The following is a 14,819-nucleotide window of genomic DNA, read 5'->3' on the forward strand; positions in this document are numbered from 1 at the left end:
TTATGGCAAAGCAGTGCAGAAATCTGGCTCTCCTGTTTACGTTGCTGTTGCTATCAGCTACACAGCTTGCTTTTGCCCAAAGCCAGAAGCCAGAGCCTAAAACTCGCATCCTCTTTTTACTGGATGCCTCTGGCAGCATGCTGGCTAAGTGGGAAAACAGCGACCGCATGGCTGTCGCCAAAAACCTGCTGGCCCATTTGGTAGACTCGCTGGAGCGTTACCCGAACGTAGAGGTAGCCTTGCGCGCTTACGGACACCAATTTGGCCGCGAACGCAACGACTGCAAAGACACCAAGCTGGAAGTGGCATTCGGGCAAAAGAATGCTGCAGCCATTAAAAGCCGGTTAGATGGTATTGTGCCACGTGGAAACACGCCCATAACTTACTCGCTGCAGCAGGTAGCCAGTGATTTTCCGGAAGACCGGTCGCGTAACGTGGTTATCCTTATCACCGATGGGCTGGAGTCGTGCGGAGGCGACCCTTGTGCCACCTCCGAGGCGCTTCAGAAAAAAGGTATCTACCTTCGGCCCTTCGTGATTGGCATCGGCATAGAGCCAGAGTACGAGAAGCAGTTGAGTTGCATTGGCCAGTACTTTAACGCGGCAGACATCAAGACCTTCGAAACCGTACTGTCCGAAATCGTAACGCAGGCTCTCAGCCAGACAACCGTTAGCGTAGAGCTGCTCGACGACAAGGACAGGCCAACCGAAACCAACGTAAACTTGACCTTTGTGAATGCCCTGACGGGGGCACCTGAGTATGACTACGTGCACTACCTGGATGGCAAAGGCCGCCCCGACGAGTTGGAGATCGATGCGCTGGTGCCCTATCACCTGCAGGTAAACACAACACCGGTGGTGCTGGAGCAAAACCTGAGCATCAGGCCCGGAAGGCACAACGTTATTAAAGTGAAGGCTCCGCAGGGCGAGTTATACTTGCGCCAGGATGGGGCCATGCCTTACGGCCAGCTGAACGCCATTGTGCGCCAGGCTGGTTCCGGGCAAACGCTGTATGTGCAAGGCTTTGGTAGCCGCCAGAAATACTTAGCCGGCACCTATGACCTGGAGCTGCTAACTATGCCACGCATAACGCTGCCCGGCGTTGAGGTAAAGCAAGGCCAGACCAACACGGTTACTATTCCGCCGCCAGGGCAACTAGCTATACCTTCGCAGGTGCAGGGCTACGGCAGCGTGTACCTGATGGAAGATGGCGGTGCCCAGCGCTGGCTATGCAACTTACCCGAGGATAACAGCAAGGTAACACTGGCGCTGCAGCCCGGAAAGTATAAATTAGTTTACCGGATAAAATCCGCGCAGTCAAGCAAGTTTACGTTTGTGCAGGAGTTTACCATCCGGTCGGGCGCTACAACAAGCGTCAAGATATTTAACAGATAAACAATGTATGGTGTGCTGCAACAGGCCACTATTCCTGACCTTAAGAAGAAAAAAACACAGATGAAAGAGTATACTTATACAGAAAAGAAAGACACGCGCTCCGGCTTCGGTGACGGTCTGCTGGAAGTTGGCCGCCAGAACCCGAACGTGGTAGGCCTTTGCGCCGACCTGATCGGCTCCCTGAAAATGGGTGCCTTCCAGAAGGAGTTTCCGGAGCGTTTTTTCCAGGTAGGTATTGCAGAGGCCAACATGATGGGCCTTGCCGCCGGCATGACCATCGGCGGGAAAATACCTTACACAGGTACGTTCGCTAACTTCTCCACTGGCCGCGTCTACGACCAGATCCGCCAGTCTATCGCCTACTCTAGCAAAAACGTGAAGATATGCGCATCGCATGCCGGCCTTACGCTGGGCGAAGACGGCGCCACGCACCAGATCCTGGAAGACATCGGCATGATGAAGATGCTGCCCCACATGACCGTGATCAACCCATGCGATTATAATCAAACCAAGGCTGCCACCATCGCCATCGCCGATTACGATGGCCCAGTATACCTGCGTTTTGGCCGCCCATCGGTTCCGATCTTCACGCCAGCTGATCAGAAGTTTGAGATTGGCAAGGCCGTGATGCTGAACGAAGGAACTGATTTAAGTATATTCGCCACTGGCCACTTGGTCTGGAAAGCCATACTTGCCGGTAAGATCCTGGCAGACAAAGGCATCTCAGCGGAAATCATCAATATCCATACTATCAAACCATTGGATACAGAAGCCGTGCTGGCTTCTGTGGCTAAAACAGGTTGCGTGGTATCGGCAGAGGAGCATAACCGCATCGGTGGCCTCGGCGACAGTATTGCGCAGGCGCTGGCCAGCAGCAAGCCTGCCCCACAAGAGTATGTGGCCGTAAACGATAGCTTCGGGGAGTCGGGCACGCCGGATGAACTAATGGAGAAGTATGGCCTGACAGAGAACGACATCGTTGCAGCCGCAGAGCGTGCCATCAGCAGAAAAAACGCTTAAGCAAGAAGTAGCAGTTCAGCTGCCTTTATACTTTTACAACCGAGGCGCCGGAGGTATTCTGGCGCCTCGGTTGTTTTATACTTGTCCGTTTCTGATGGCTCAAAGTATAAAATTCGAAAAAAATTTAGCGCCCGTTAAACCTTTCCTTCAGGAATCTATCTGTATGTTAGGAGGAAGAAACGAGGCGTATAGAAAGTAAAAGCGCCTTACACTGCAGCAGCCGACATACCTTGGAAGACAAAGAGCTTTTAGAGAAATTCGCCCAGCCTGAGAGCCGAAATTTGGCCTTTAACCAACTTGTGCGCAAGTACCAGCAAAAGATTTACTGGCACATACGCAAGATGGTGATCGACCATGACGATGCCGATGACCTGACGCAGGACGTGTTTGTGAAAGTATGGAAGAACCTGGACAACTTTCGCCAGGACGCCCAGCTTTATACGTGGATCTACCGTATTGCCACCAACGAGTGCCTTACGTTTTTATCCAGCAAACGCAGAAAGTTTTTCCTGCCTATAAACGACATCACCGCTGAGCTCATAGAAAAGGTAGAATCTTCTCCGGAGTTGGCCGGCGACGAGGTGCAGCAGAAGCTACAGAAAGCAATCCTGAAGCTACCGGACAAACAGCGCTTGGTCTTTAACATGAAGTATTACGATGACCTAAAGTATGAGGAAATGTCTCAGATCTTGGGCACATCGGTAGGTGCTTTAAAGGCATCGTACCACATTGCGGTAAAAAAAATAGAAGAATTTATACAGCAGGATTAAACTTTAAGGGCTCCCGCTTATCTAACAGGCAGAGTAAAAAAATATGAAGAAGGATTTTAAGCTTAGCGATATACCAAAGCGAAACCCCTACCAGGTTCCGGAAGGCTACTTCGATCGGCTACCCATGCAGATAATGGAGCGCAGAGGCACCGAGGTTCAACACGGCTGGCAACAAGTTTGGTGGCGCCCGCTGCGCATGGCCTTGGCCCCCCTGGTACTGCTCCTGCTCTTTGTTGGCGTATATGTTGCCAACCTGCCCGAGCAAACGGTTGCGCCCATAGTTAACCTGGCAGCGGTTTCCGATACAGATATTGTTGATTACCTGAGCACTTATGCCACCCTCGATGCGACTGACTTTGCAGAGCTTAACACCCTGCAAGGGCATGAGCTTCCGGCAGATTTTCTAAATGTTAGTGCTACAGCCGCCGAAGCAGAGCTGGAGTATTACACCCTTGATGATATTGATTATTAATCCACATGAAACACTATACTTTTATTTTGATTTTATGCTGCGCACTCATCACCCTAGGCAGCACAGCAAGTATGGCTCAAAACAACCGACTGCAAGAAAAGCGGGAAAACGTAGAAGCCGCCAAGATAGCCTATCTCACTGATAAACTAAGCCTGACGGCGGATCAAGCTCAGAAATTCTGGCCTTTGTACAACGAGTACGAAGCCAAGCGCCGCAGCCTGATTACAGGCTATCGCAGTGGCTACCGCCGCGATGTGGAAGAGCTGACTGAGCAGGAGGCCCAAAACAGAATAGAGACCATGTTCTCTATCAAAGAAAAAGAACTTGCCTTGGAGAAGGAGTATGCCGATAAGTACCTTCGGGTAATTTCGTCCACGCAACTTATAAAGCTTTACCGTGGCGAGCGCGAATTCACGAAAATGCTCCTCAAACGCCTCGACGACAGGCGGGCAAACAAGTAACAAAAATTGGCTAAAGTTGATTACGAGAAGGCACTACCGGAAACGGGGTGCCTTTCTCATTTGATATTAAACATAAAAGCTGAGTTGAAGCAGTTTATTCTTCAACTCAGCTTTTCATACTTTTAGGCAACTAGCGATTGCTGTATTGCTGCCTTCTCAGTTCAAACCATCAAAAATTTTAGTTAATAAGCATCCAGCAGGAAGTTGATATCATCGGATGGCTTAAATTCCATGGGTTTCTTTGATTGCAGAAACACGCGCGCGGAGTGAGGGCCAAGTAGCCTTACGGTATCCCCATTAATGCGCAGCATGCTGCCTTCGCGCAACCCAATTACTGGCTGGCGGTTATGGTGGTGAAACTCTGCAATGCGTGTGTCGCGGGTTTCGCCCATATGCGTGGAGCTTGGATCCGGGTCCAGGAAATGCGGGTTTATATTGAATGGCACAAGCTGCAGTGCATCAAAGGTCTTTACATGCACTATAGGCATATCGTTGGTGGTGCCGATGGTGCGCCCTGCCACATTGGTTCCGGCGCTGGTGCCCATGTAGGGCATGCCTTTATTTATGCGCTCGCGCAACGGCTCTACCAGTTTGTTAGCATATAAATTACGCAGCAGCACAAAGGTGTTTCCGCCACCTATAAAAACCGATTCAGCCTCTTGCACTGCCTGCACTGCATTTTCATACTCATGCACGCCAGTTACGCTAACTCCCCATTGGGCAAAAGCTTCGCGCGCCTTGGCAGTATAATCACTATGCGAGATGCCTCCTGGGCGGGCGTAGGGTATAAAAAGTATGGATTTCTTCCCTTCCATCAGGGATTTAACCTCCTCTTCGGCGTGCTCTAGGTAGCCGGTGCCGTGCGTGGTAGAGGTGCTGATCAATAGTAAGTTTTTGCTCATACCCAAAGTTAGAAATTTTGAGTGGCTGATACTGCATTTGATTTAATGTTGCCTGCAAAGAGGCTGCATTACCCCCTGGACACGGGCTAAGAGTATAACCATTTACCTGTTTCGCTTCTGTTGCTTGAGTTTTAGCCGGATGGTTTCCGTGTAAGGGTCCAGCTGTTTATAGCTAGTAAGGGCACGCACCAGGCCTATACTCTTTAGGTCATACAAAAACCATAGTTCCACATAAAAATCATGCAGCCAGTACAGGTCAATCTTACACCAGCCTTTAATGCGGTGGTGCAGGTAATGCCCTTGTTTTAAGGCGAGCTCTGCCTGTAGGTGAGGAGGCAGCTCATTAAATTCTTCAGCACTCATGTGTAAAGTTTCTACGTCGCTATCCAACATTGTATGAAAAAAGGCTGCACACGGCAGCCTTTATAGTTTAACGTAAGAAACCTGATTTTGGTCTAGTTCAGATGCAGGGTGTACAGCTCGAAGCGGTTTGAGGCAAAGCTCCAGTGCGACGGCGATGGATGGATTTCAATGCCATCTTCGTCCATAATCGTAACAGCAAACCCATCGCCCTGGTTAAGAGGCTCGGTAAAATGCTTTACGGGGTACACCTTGCCTTCCATGATCCACTCTTCCGGCTCAAAAGCTGGCATCGAGGCATCTACGCACTTCGCGTAAACGGCCATATAACTTGGGGGTACGAATAAATTAACCATAGTAAATAAACTTTCCAGAAAGATAAAAAATTCCTGCAAAACAGGAAATCGGGCTGGCCTTATTTTTAATTCAAAAAAACAGGTTCAAAAAGCGTGCCCAGACACTAACAACTACAAAATGCCTCTGAAGTTTTAGCATTAAATCTGCTCATCCAGACAAATGTGGTGAGCTGGCGGCGTAAGCTATTGGGTTTAACAGCCTAAAACTGCCATACACCGTATGAAAAGGCAGTGATCTATACTTTAACTTAAGACGAACTTATGGAAACGAACGCTGAGAAAAGCAGGAGCAGCCACCGGCATTCCTTTGTGGTTGCACCACGGGTGTGGGGTCTGAAAACTGTTTTCGTGAACCTTTATTTTGTGGCCAACCCAGATGGCAGCTGGGTGTTGATAGATACTGGCGTACCCGGTTCTGCCACTAAAATAAAGCAGGCCGCCGAAGAGATCTTTGGCAAAGACAACCGGCCACAAGCCATACTTCTTACACATGGCCACTTCGACCATACAGGCGCTGCAAAAGAACTGGCCGAGGAGTGGAAAGCACCGATATACGCGCACCCACTGGAGCTTCCATACCTTACCGGCCTCTCCAGCTACCCCCCACCCGATTCCAGTGTGGGTGGCGGCGCGATGGCTTACATGGCCTTTACCTACCCTAAAAAACCTATTAACCTAAAAGATAAAATCAAGGTGTTGCCCAACGATGGCAGTGTGCCAGGCTTGCAGGGTTGGCGCTGGCTACACACTCCGGGCCACAGCCCAGGGCATGTCTCATTTTATAAGGATGAGGACCGCACGCTCATAGTGGGAGATGCATTCTGCACCTGCCATGCAGAGTCTGCGATATCGGTTTTTAGCAATAAGCGCGAAGTGCATGGCCCGCCAGCATATTTCACACCGGACTGGGGCTCTGCGCACCACTCCGTAGAAAAACTAAATGATCTGAACCCCGAGGTTGCCGCTTCAGGCCACGGCATGCCTATGCGGGGCAGTGAGCTTAAAAGCCAGCTGGACAGACTCGTGCATGACTTCTGGATGGTGGCTGTTCCCAAACATGGGCGCTACGTGCATGAGCCAGCCGTGATGGATGAGTCTGGTGTTGTATCGGTGCCGCCGCCTGTTAGCAACCCCGTACCTAAGGTATTGGCTGTGGCGGGTGCAGTTGCCGCAGCGGGGCTTGCATGGGCTGCCTTTAGTAACCGTAAAAACTCATCCCAGCAAAAACATGCCTCCCAAAACCGGCCGTATTCCCATAACCGTGTAATGCAGGGCACTCCCCCCGGCATAGACCCAAACCAGGACGACCCGCAGGCGCACACCAATAATTATCCTTAGAAAGCAAAAGCGGCCAGATATATAATCTGGCCGCTTTTATTAAAAATTGTTTTGCTTGCGCTATGAATGGTTCTTCCTACCCGAACCACTTTTGTTACCTCCGCCATCTTGCTTGTTAACAGTTGCCCAAGCTCTTTTTTCAGCTTCTTTGTGGCTTACGCCGCGTTTCTCATAACTTTCTTCAATATGTTCTGCTTTGCGTTTCTGCTTGTCGGTGTAAGCAGACTTATCTCCTTGTGGCATTTTGTCTCCTTTCTTCTTAGTCAAACATGTATTTAAGCTTCTCAAAGCACAGTTTATAGTACGAGTGATTTCATCTGTTTGGTTTGCAGCATTTCGGTACATCAACGTTTAAACATACTTATAAAAAGAAAAGTTTTTCTTACAGGAAGGTTATCATTTGTAAAAGATTGAACATAGCGTATACATAATTTTTATTTTCCGGTATGGTTTGATTGTGCTAACTTAGGCTGCGGATCATTAACACAGTATCAATTGGCTAAAATAAGCTATTTTAACTGGAGCGGCGGCAAGGACTCCTCGTTGTGTCTTTATCATGTTTTGCAGCAGAAATCCTATACAGTTAGTGGTTTGCTAACTACGTTGAGCGGTGCCAACGGCAGGGTGACCATGCATGGCGTACGTGAGGAACTGCTTGACCTGCAGGCGAAACAGATAGGCCTGCCCTTGCAAAAAGTATACTTACCTGAACAAGTCAGCATGCAAACATATAACAGGCTAATGTTGGAAACCATGCAGCCCTTGCAAAAGCGTGGTGTAACCCATGCCATTTTCGGCGACATAAACCTTGAGGACTTGCGGGCATACCGCGAACAGCAACTAGAGCAAGTCGGCATGCAGGCAGCTTTTCCGTTATGGGGCCGCGCTACCAGGGAGTTGGTAGAAGAGTTTATAGCGCTTGGTTTTAAGGCTGTAGTAGTATGCGTTAACGATAAACTGCTTGATAAGTCGTTTGCAGGCCGGCAACTGGACAAAGCTTTCCTTAACGATTTACCGCCATCCGTGGACCCGGCAGGAGAAAACGGGGAGTTCCATACCTTTGTTTATGATGGGCCTATTTTCAAGCAGCCTTTAAAGCATATATTGGGCGAAGTTATACACAGAAGCTATGCGCCCCCAGCCGACCCAGACAACAACTGCTTTAAGAAAGAAGATACGCCCACGTATGATACGGGCTTTTGGTTCTGCGATTTGTTACCTGCATAACAACCCCTAAAACTTAACCACACTGATTATCATAAGTATAACCATTATAGCATGACGCCCAAAATCCGGTTAGGTATAGTAGAAGACAAGCTCTCCCTCGTTAAAAACCTGGAGTTATACTTTGCTGCGTCTGAGCATGTGCAGTTGGTTTTTACTGAAGACAGGCTCGAGCCGCTTGCACACCTGTGCACTACCCTAACACCGGACATTGTACTCATGGATGTGGATTTAGGCGCATTTACAGGTATGGACGGTCTGCTTAGCATCAGGCAGACACACCCATCAGTAAAGGTACTTATGTTTACAGTCATCGACGATGAAGCCACCCTTTTTGAGGCCATCGCCAATGGTGCGGATGGGTATATATTAAAAGACACGCCGCTCGAACAACTCGAACACTCTATTATAGAGACATATAAGGGTGGCTCGGTAATATCCCCTTTGCTTACCTCGCGGCTACTGCATGTGTTCAGGCAGAACAGCATGGCCCAAAATGCCCTCACTATCCTCACTCCCCGGGAAAACGATATCCTTAAACACTTAGTCAAAGGGTATTCCTACAAACAGGTTGCCACAGCTTTAGGTATAAGCCTAGGCACTGTTCGCAGCCATATTGAGAATATTTACAGTAAGTTAGGCGTAAACAGTAAGGCCGAAGCAGTAGCTAAATTCTTAAACGGTAGCAGGTAACCCCCTTTTGTTTGGTTGTATAATTTACCTAACAGCATTCCAGCTAATTATTCCTTTTAAAATCATAATAGTACAATTTTAATTTTTAATACCTGATGTTTATCCGGTTGTGGCTTACTTGAACAATCAATAGATTTGTAAAATTTTTATAGTCGAATTTTAAATAATTGCAAGAAACTGCATATCCAACTTTTAAAATGTAGTTTTACTTTAGATATATATTTTCTAATATTATAGAATATAATATATTTTTCCTCAGCTTTTTATTGAATAATATATAGTTAAACTTTTACAACCAACCCTTTTTATGATGAAAAATCTACTCTTCCAGAGAAGGAAGCGTATGCACTCTGCTGTGCCCAAACGGCCCGGTACGAGTGGCAGCAAATGGAAGCTAAGCCTGATGCTGTTCGTTTTCTTTTTCTTGCTGCAAGCCTCAACGGCCTTAGCATCCCACTTCCGCTACGGCAGTATCTCTTGGCGGTATGTTAGTGGTAATACTGTTGAAGTGAAATACTCTCAGGCTACTGCCAGTTTTGGCTCTACGATGGTAGTAGGTAAGCAGGCATCTTCTGCATACATCGATATGGGAGATGGCCGCAGTCTCAGTATTCCGTTGACAATAACGGCTGTTAACAATTCTGAAGGCTGGTACTATGCCGAGGGTGTTGCAACCTACACCTATGCTAATGCTGGCACCTATACAGCCTCTTTCACAAGTGGTAACAAAATATCTGGCTTGCAAAACAACAGTAATGGCTATTGGAACATTACTACTCAGATAACAACAGGTAATAATAATAGTGGGCCAGTACTAACACTGCCTACAATAGTTAACGTCCCTAAAGGCAGTATTACGGCCACATTTTTAGTACCGGCAAATGATCCTGATGGAGACCCAATATCATTTAGGTTAGCAAATGGTACTGAATTACCAGGTATCCAATCCAATACGCCAGGCACGCACCCTAGTGGCATTACTGTTAATAGTGCCACTGGCCTCGTAACTTTTAATACCTCAGACAAAAATACAGGAGAGCTATACAATACTGCTATTGTTGTAGAGGATAATAAAGGAGCTACTAGTATGGTAGACTTTATTATCAAAATCACCGAACCTTCTACCCCACCGGCTTTCGACTATGCCGTTACCCCTTCTGCAGGCACAATTTATAAAGTGGCTCCGGGGCAGCAGGTGCAGTTTAACATAAAGGCAACTGACTCTGATGCAGGCGACGTAGTAACCCTACAAGCAACCGGCGTACCTGCAGGCGCAACTATAAACCCTGCCTTCCCTACTTTAGGCAACCCAGTACAAGCTTCTTTCTCGTGGACTCCTACGGCGAACAACAAAGGAACAAACGTTATCAACTTCGTAGCACAGGATTCTAAAGGCGTGCAAAGTACCTCTTCTGTAGTAATACAGGTGAGCTTAGCCCCTAAGTTTGATGTCCCCCCTACACCAGCCATTGGCCAGCATAACGTTGTAGCGCCAGGCACTAACTTAACTTATACAGTACAGGCTTCTGACCCTGATGCAGATGACAAGGTTAGTATTGTTTCTGTAGAAGCCAAAAAAGCTGACGGCACGTGGGGGCCACTCTATAGCGGTGCCTCTTTCAGTGCGCTGCCTACCCCTGCTGGTAACAGCACTTCAGGTACTTTTAGCTGGACGCCGGCTGCCAGTGATTGGGGGCATAAACATGTAAGGTTTGTTGCCGAAGACACTTATGGCGATCGAACAACCCATGAAGTTAGCCAGTTAGTTAATACTATACCTGTATTTACAAGTTCTCCTATAACCACTGCTACAGTAGGGCAGCTATATGTATACAATATCACGGGAACAGACCCTGATGTTACATACGGCGATGCACTAAAATTAATGTCTGGTGCACTTCCTTCCTGGCTTACATTAACTGATAACGGTAATGGCACAGCTGTTCTGTCGGGAACACCGAGTCCTTCAGATGCAGGCACTGCTAACCTCGCGTTGACACTAGAAGATGAACACCATCATAATGGCGGCATGGCAATGCAAAACTTCTCCATCGAAGTTAAAAACATTCCACCGAATGAGATTTCTGGAACAGGAACAAACAAAAGGGCTACCTACGCAAACGCTACAGTTATCGATGATCAAATAGTTGTTACTGGTTCTGAAAACATAGAAGGCCTCCGCGTTTACATTGAAAGCGGATTCCAAGTAGGCGACAACTTATCCTTTACAAGCCCACTACCGGCAGGAGTGATGTATAGCTATAACGCAGCTACTGGCGCATTGATTTTTACAGGCTCTGCCTCTTCTGCAGAATGGCAGTCAGTTTTAAGAACGGTACAATTTTCTACCACCACTTCGAACACTGCTAATAGGACCTTCAAATTTATATTGGGAGATTTAGTGAGCTTGACACTTAATGGTAAGTCTCACTTCTATAAGTACATCACCACTCCTTTTTCTTGGACGGGCGCTAAAACAGAAGCCGCTAAACACACCTTGTTCGGAATGTCGGGTTATTTGGCAACTATCACATCTCAGGCTGAGGGCGACTTCATCAAGAATAAGCTACAGGGTGATGGCTGGGTAGGTGGCTCAGATGATTTCTCGCACATCAATGCAGCCCTTGGTACTAACCAGTTCGCAAACCAAGCTAGTGCAGAAGGCAAATGGTATTGGGTAACTGGTCCGGAAAAAGGCACCGCGATTTCTACCGGTAACGTCACTCCTGTTTCAGCCAACGGCGCTTATATGTTCTGGAACCCGCAAGAGCCTAACAACTCGGGGAATAACGAGCATTACATGCAGGTTTACGCTCATAGCGGAGGTAAATGGAATGATTTACCTAATACCAGTACTCTAGGCTATGTTGTAGAATTTGGTGGTTATACTAATGATCCGGCTCTCAACATAGAGTACGCAAGAACCTTTACATACTTCAAACTAGCAACTCCAACAGTAACAGATGTTGCAGGTAAAACACAGGGAGCCATAAACGATAACACACCTACTGTAAAGGGTACTGCTGCTCCCAATTCAGTAGTAACAATTTATCTAAATACTGCTATTGTAACTACCGTTACAGCAGACGCTGACGGTAACTGGACTTATACCTTTACTCCTGCTCTTACAGATGGCTCATATACTTTAGAAGCCAAAGCAAAGGATAGTGATGGTTTTGAAAGTGATAAATCTGCTCCGTTTACCTTTACTGTAGATACGAATGCACCTATCGCCCCTGTTTTCACTGCTTTATCTTCTGATAACGGCACAGATGCAAAAGATGGTGTAACGAACGATGCTACATTAGTACTATCAGGAACAGCAGAAGCAAATGCAACTGTTGCTATTACACTAGCCGGGAATACAATAGGCACTACCATTGCTGATGGTACCGGCGCATGGTCCTATAGCTACGAGGGTACTACTCTTCCTGAAGGCATGCACGCTTTCTCAGCTACAGCAACTGATGCTGCTGGCAATACCAGCCCTGCCAGTGCCGCTTACCAGGTAACTATAGATCAGACGGCACCAACGCTTACCATCTCAACAACTGCTACAAGCCCAGCTAATACTGCTTTTGAAATTAAAGTAGAAGCCAGTGAAGCAGTTTATACGTTAACCAAAGAGTCTTTCACAGTGATGAATGGCGCGCTATCTGGCCTTGTTAAGGATGGTTTGACTTACACGGCTACCGTTACGCCTGCCGCAGACGGAGAAGTTAAGGTAAGCCTTGCTAAAGACCTGATGACAGACCTAGCAGGAAACATGAACGCTGCGTCAAACATACTTGCCCTGACCTACGATGCTACGCGTCCGACGGTAGCAGTAGCAAGCCAGTCACCAAACCCTGTGAACGCTGCCTTCGGCATCAGCATCACCTTCACTGAAGATGTAACAGGTTTTGAGTCCGCTGACATCACGGTGGCGAATGGCACGGTTAGCGGCTTCTCGCAAATTGATAACCGCCGCTACACGGCCATGGTTAACCCAACCACGGATGGGCAGGTTACAGTTTCGTTAGCAGCCAATGTGGCCGCCGACGCCGCTACAAACGGCAACGAAGCCTCTAACTCGCTGACGCGCCTCTACGACGCCGTTCGGCCGACAGTGGCTCTTGCCAGCGCGGCAGCCAACCCAGTAAACACAGCTTTTGAGGTTAGCATCGTGTTCTCCGAGCCTGTCTCAGGATTCACGCTTGACGACATCTCTGTTTCAAACGGTACGGCTGCCCAGTTCACGAAAGTGGATGACGCCAAATACACCGCCACTATCACACCGACTGCTGATGGCGAGGTGCGCGTGGCAATTGCCGCCAACGTAGCCGCAGATGCCGCCACAAACGGCAATGAGGCCGCAGAAAGCTTAATTAGAGCTTACGACGCAACCAAGCCTGAAGTAACAGTAGCGACCACAGCCCCTAACCCAACTAACACCACCATTGCGGTAACGGTTGAGTTCTCGGAGAGCGTTACAGGTTTTGAAGTGTCGGACCTGAGCATAAGCAACGGAACAGCAGCTGATTTTGTAGCCATGAGCGTAACCAAATACACAGCTATTGTTACACCTGCGGCAGATGGTGAGGTAACCATCGCGGTTGCCGCCAATGTAGCCGCAGATGCCGCCACAAACGGCAACAAAGCCTCTAACACCATCGCAATTACCTACGACGCTACTGCCCCTAAAGGCTATGCCGTCGCATTCGACCAGGCGCGTGTAGACGTAACAAACGTATCGAACGCTTCTGTAAGTATAACAGGCGCAGAAGTGGGTACCACCTACGCCTACTCTATTCAGAGCAGCAACGGGGGTACCCCTATAACAGGTACCGGTACGGTAGCAGCGGCGTCTTTCCAGCTTAGCAACCTTGACCTGACCGGCCTGAACGATGGTACGCTGACAATCAGCCTCCAACTGACTGATGCCGCCACCAACCAGGGTGCAGCAGCAACAGCCGAAGTTATCAAGATTACGCGCAACATCGTTTCTGTGGCCACGCCGGCCACGATGCAAGTGCCAATCAGAACTACTTTCGGAAAAATTGGGCTGCCTACGCAGGTGGAAGTTACTTACAGCACCGGTGAGAAGGAAACCATTGCGGTAACCTGGCAGGAGGGCAATTACAACGGTTTCGTTGCTGGCCCTTACACCCTGGCAGGCGACCTGACCCTGGCCGCAATGACGACTAACATTGATGGCCACAAGGCCAGCATCACGGTGGAGGTGCAGCCAAACAAGGCGCCAACAGCCCTTGCCCTGAGCAAAAACACCTTCAAGCCGAACACAACCGCAGCTGATGTGATTGGTGAGTTCGCCACCACGGACGCTGACGACCCAGCTGCGCCACTTTTCGAGGAGCACGTGTACACGCTGGTGAGCGGGCAAGGCGATGCGGACAACAGCCTGTTCGAAATCAGAGGCAAGGAACTGCACCTGAGATCAAACCATGGCCTGTCTGGCCAAGTGAGCTTCACGATCCGCGTGCGCTCGACTGACCCTTACAACAACACCATCGAAAAGGCCTTCACACTACAGAAGACAGCCTACGAGGTTGCCACCGAGGACGTGAAGATCGTTAACGCCTTCACTCCTAACGGCGACGGTTTCAATGACAACTGGACGATTCCGGAGCTGCGCTTCTACAACAACGTGTACATCCAGGTTTTTGACCGTTCAGGTGTACGTGTGTTCGAGACCACTGATCCGGAGACCGGCTGGAATGGCCGTGCCGCCAACGGGCAGCTGCTGAAAGGGCCTTACCTGTACATCGTGGAGGTAAAGGATATCAATTGGGTGAAAAGAGGTGTCGTGACAATCCTTAGCAAGTAATT

13 protein-coding genes are annotated in these 14,819 nt (G+C 48.6%); 9 read left to right on the forward strand and 4 right to left on the reverse strand.

Features of this window, described 5'->3' with window-relative positions; all coding sequences use genetic code 11:
* The first annotated feature begins 2 nt into the window (after positions 1–2).
* The 5 genes from D1627_RS02295 (at position 3) to D1627_RS02315 (ending at position 4,117) form a co-directional block, all read left to right on the forward strand.
* The gene (locus D1627_RS02295) at positions 3–1,394 is read left to right on the forward strand and encodes a vWA domain-containing protein (protein ID WP_119430584.1); all 1,392 of its coding nucleotides are present in this window, start codon (positions 3–5) and stop codon (positions 1,392–1,394) included.
* A 60-nt stretch (positions 1,395–1,454) separates the two neighbouring features.
* Positions 1,455–2,414 (forward strand): transketolase family protein, encoded by a 960-nt coding sequence (locus tag D1627_RS02300; RefSeq protein ID WP_119431086.1) that lies wholly within the window; start codon positions 1,455–1,457, stop codon positions 2,412–2,414.
* A gap of 230 nt (positions 2,415–2,644) precedes the next feature.
* Positions 2,645–3,184, forward strand: a complete 540-nt coding sequence (locus tag D1627_RS02305) for an RNA polymerase sigma factor (protein WP_119430585.1) — start codon at positions 2,645–2,647, stop codon at positions 3,182–3,184.
* Positions 3,185–3,227: 43 nt separating this feature from the next.
* Entirely contained in the window at positions 3,228–3,656 is a 429-nt protein-coding gene (locus tag D1627_RS02310) for a hypothetical protein (RefSeq protein ID WP_119430586.1), read from the forward strand.
* A gap of 5 nt (positions 3,657–3,661) precedes the next feature.
* The gene (locus D1627_RS02315) at positions 3,662–4,117 is read left to right on the forward strand and encodes a hypothetical protein (protein ID WP_233555481.1); all 456 of its coding nucleotides are present in this window, start codon (positions 3,662–3,664) and stop codon (positions 4,115–4,117) included.
* Positions 4,118–4,299: 182 nt separating this feature from the next.
* On the opposite strand, the gene pepE is transcribed toward D1627_RS02315, so the two are convergent.
* From pepE to D1627_RS02330, 3 genes are all read right to left on the reverse strand, one after another.
* The gene (gene pepE, locus D1627_RS02320; protein WP_119430588.1) at positions 4,300–5,019 is read right to left on the reverse strand and encodes a dipeptidase PepE; all 720 of its coding nucleotides are present in this window, start codon (positions 5,017–5,019) and stop codon (positions 4,300–4,302) included.
* 102 nt (positions 5,020–5,121) lie between these two features.
* Positions 5,122–5,382, reverse strand: coding sequence for a hypothetical protein (locus D1627_RS02325; RefSeq protein ID WP_119430589.1), 261 nt, complete (start codon positions 5,380–5,382; stop codon positions 5,122–5,124).
* A gap of 92 nt (positions 5,383–5,474) precedes the next feature.
* Entirely contained in the window at positions 5,475–5,735 is a 261-nt protein-coding gene (locus D1627_RS02330; protein WP_119431087.1) for a hypothetical protein, read from the reverse strand.
* A gap of 261 nt (positions 5,736–5,996) precedes the next feature.
* On the opposite strand from D1627_RS02330, the gene D1627_RS02335 reads away from it, so the two are divergent.
* Complete coding sequence (locus D1627_RS02335) at positions 5,997–7,073, forward strand: MBL fold metallo-hydrolase (RefSeq protein ID WP_233555482.1); 1,077 nt, start codon at positions 5,997–5,999, stop codon at positions 7,071–7,073.
* A 60-nt stretch (positions 7,074–7,133) separates the two neighbouring features.
* Here the strand turns inward: D1627_RS02335 and D1627_RS02340 are convergent, their stop codons facing one another.
* Positions 7,134–7,340: a hypothetical protein gene (locus D1627_RS02340; protein ID WP_233555483.1), complete on the reverse strand. Its 207-nt coding sequence runs from the start codon at positions 7,338–7,340 to the stop codon at positions 7,134–7,136.
* 228 nt (positions 7,341–7,568) lie between these two features.
* Between D1627_RS02340 and D1627_RS02345 the strand changes: the two genes are divergently transcribed.
* From D1627_RS02345 to D1627_RS02355, 3 genes are all read left to right on the forward strand, one after another.
* Positions 7,569–8,300 (forward strand): Dph6-related ATP pyrophosphatase, encoded by a 732-nt coding sequence (locus tag D1627_RS02345; RefSeq protein WP_119430590.1) that lies wholly within the window; start codon positions 7,569–7,571, stop codon positions 8,298–8,300.
* A 51-nt stretch (positions 8,301–8,351) separates the two neighbouring features.
* The gene (locus tag D1627_RS02350; protein WP_119430591.1) at positions 8,352–8,990 is read left to right on the forward strand and encodes a LuxR C-terminal-related transcriptional regulator; all 639 of its coding nucleotides are present in this window, start codon (positions 8,352–8,354) and stop codon (positions 8,988–8,990) included.
* 307 nt (positions 8,991–9,297) lie between these two features.
* Positions 9,298–14,817: an Ig-like domain-containing protein gene (locus tag D1627_RS02355; protein WP_119430592.1), complete on the forward strand. Its 5,520-nt coding sequence runs from the start codon at positions 9,298–9,300 to the stop codon at positions 14,815–14,817.
* Positions 14,818–14,819 lie beyond the last annotated feature (2 nt).

The sequence above is a fragment of the Pontibacter oryzae genome, from assembly GCF_003576375.1.
Lineage (GTDB): Bacteria > Bacteroidota > Bacteroidia > Cytophagales > Hymenobacteraceae > Pontibacter > Pontibacter oryzae.

Bases quoted from the DNA above. Each gene is read 5' to 3' on its own strand.
- pepE (WP_119430588.1), bottom strand. From the start codon at position 5,019: ATGAGCAAAAACTTACTATTGATCAGCACCTCTACCACGCACGGCACC.
- D1627_RS02295 (WP_119430584.1), top strand. From the start codon at position 3: ATGGCAAAGCAGTGCAGAAATCTGGCTCTCCTGTTTACGTTGCTGTTG.
- D1627_RS02330 (WP_119431087.1), bottom strand. From the start codon at position 5,735: ATGGTTAATTTATTCGTACCCCCAAGTTATATGGCCGTTTACGCGAAG.
- D1627_RS02350 (WP_119430591.1), top strand. From the start codon at position 8,352: ATGACGCCCAAAATCCGGTTAGGTATAGTAGAAGACAAGCTCTCCCTC.
- D1627_RS02315 (WP_233555481.1), top strand. From the start codon at position 3,662: ATGAAACACTATACTTTTATTTTGATTTTATGCTGCGCACTCATCACC.
- D1627_RS02310 (WP_119430586.1), top strand. From the start codon at position 3,228: ATGAAGAAGGATTTTAAGCTTAGCGATATACCAAAGCGAAACCCCTAC.
- D1627_RS02335 (WP_233555482.1), top strand. From the start codon at position 5,997: ATGGAAACGAACGCTGAGAAAAGCAGGAGCAGCCACCGGCATTCCTTT.
- D1627_RS02355 (WP_119430592.1), top strand. From the start codon at position 9,298: ATGATGAAAAATCTACTCTTCCAGAGAAGGAAGCGTATGCACTCTGCT.
- D1627_RS02325 (WP_119430589.1), bottom strand. From the start codon at position 5,382: ATGAGTGCTGAAGAATTTAATGAGCTGCCTCCTCACCTACAGGCAGAG.
- D1627_RS02300 (WP_119431086.1), top strand. From the start codon at position 1,455: ATGAAAGAGTATACTTATACAGAAAAGAAAGACACGCGCTCCGGCTTC.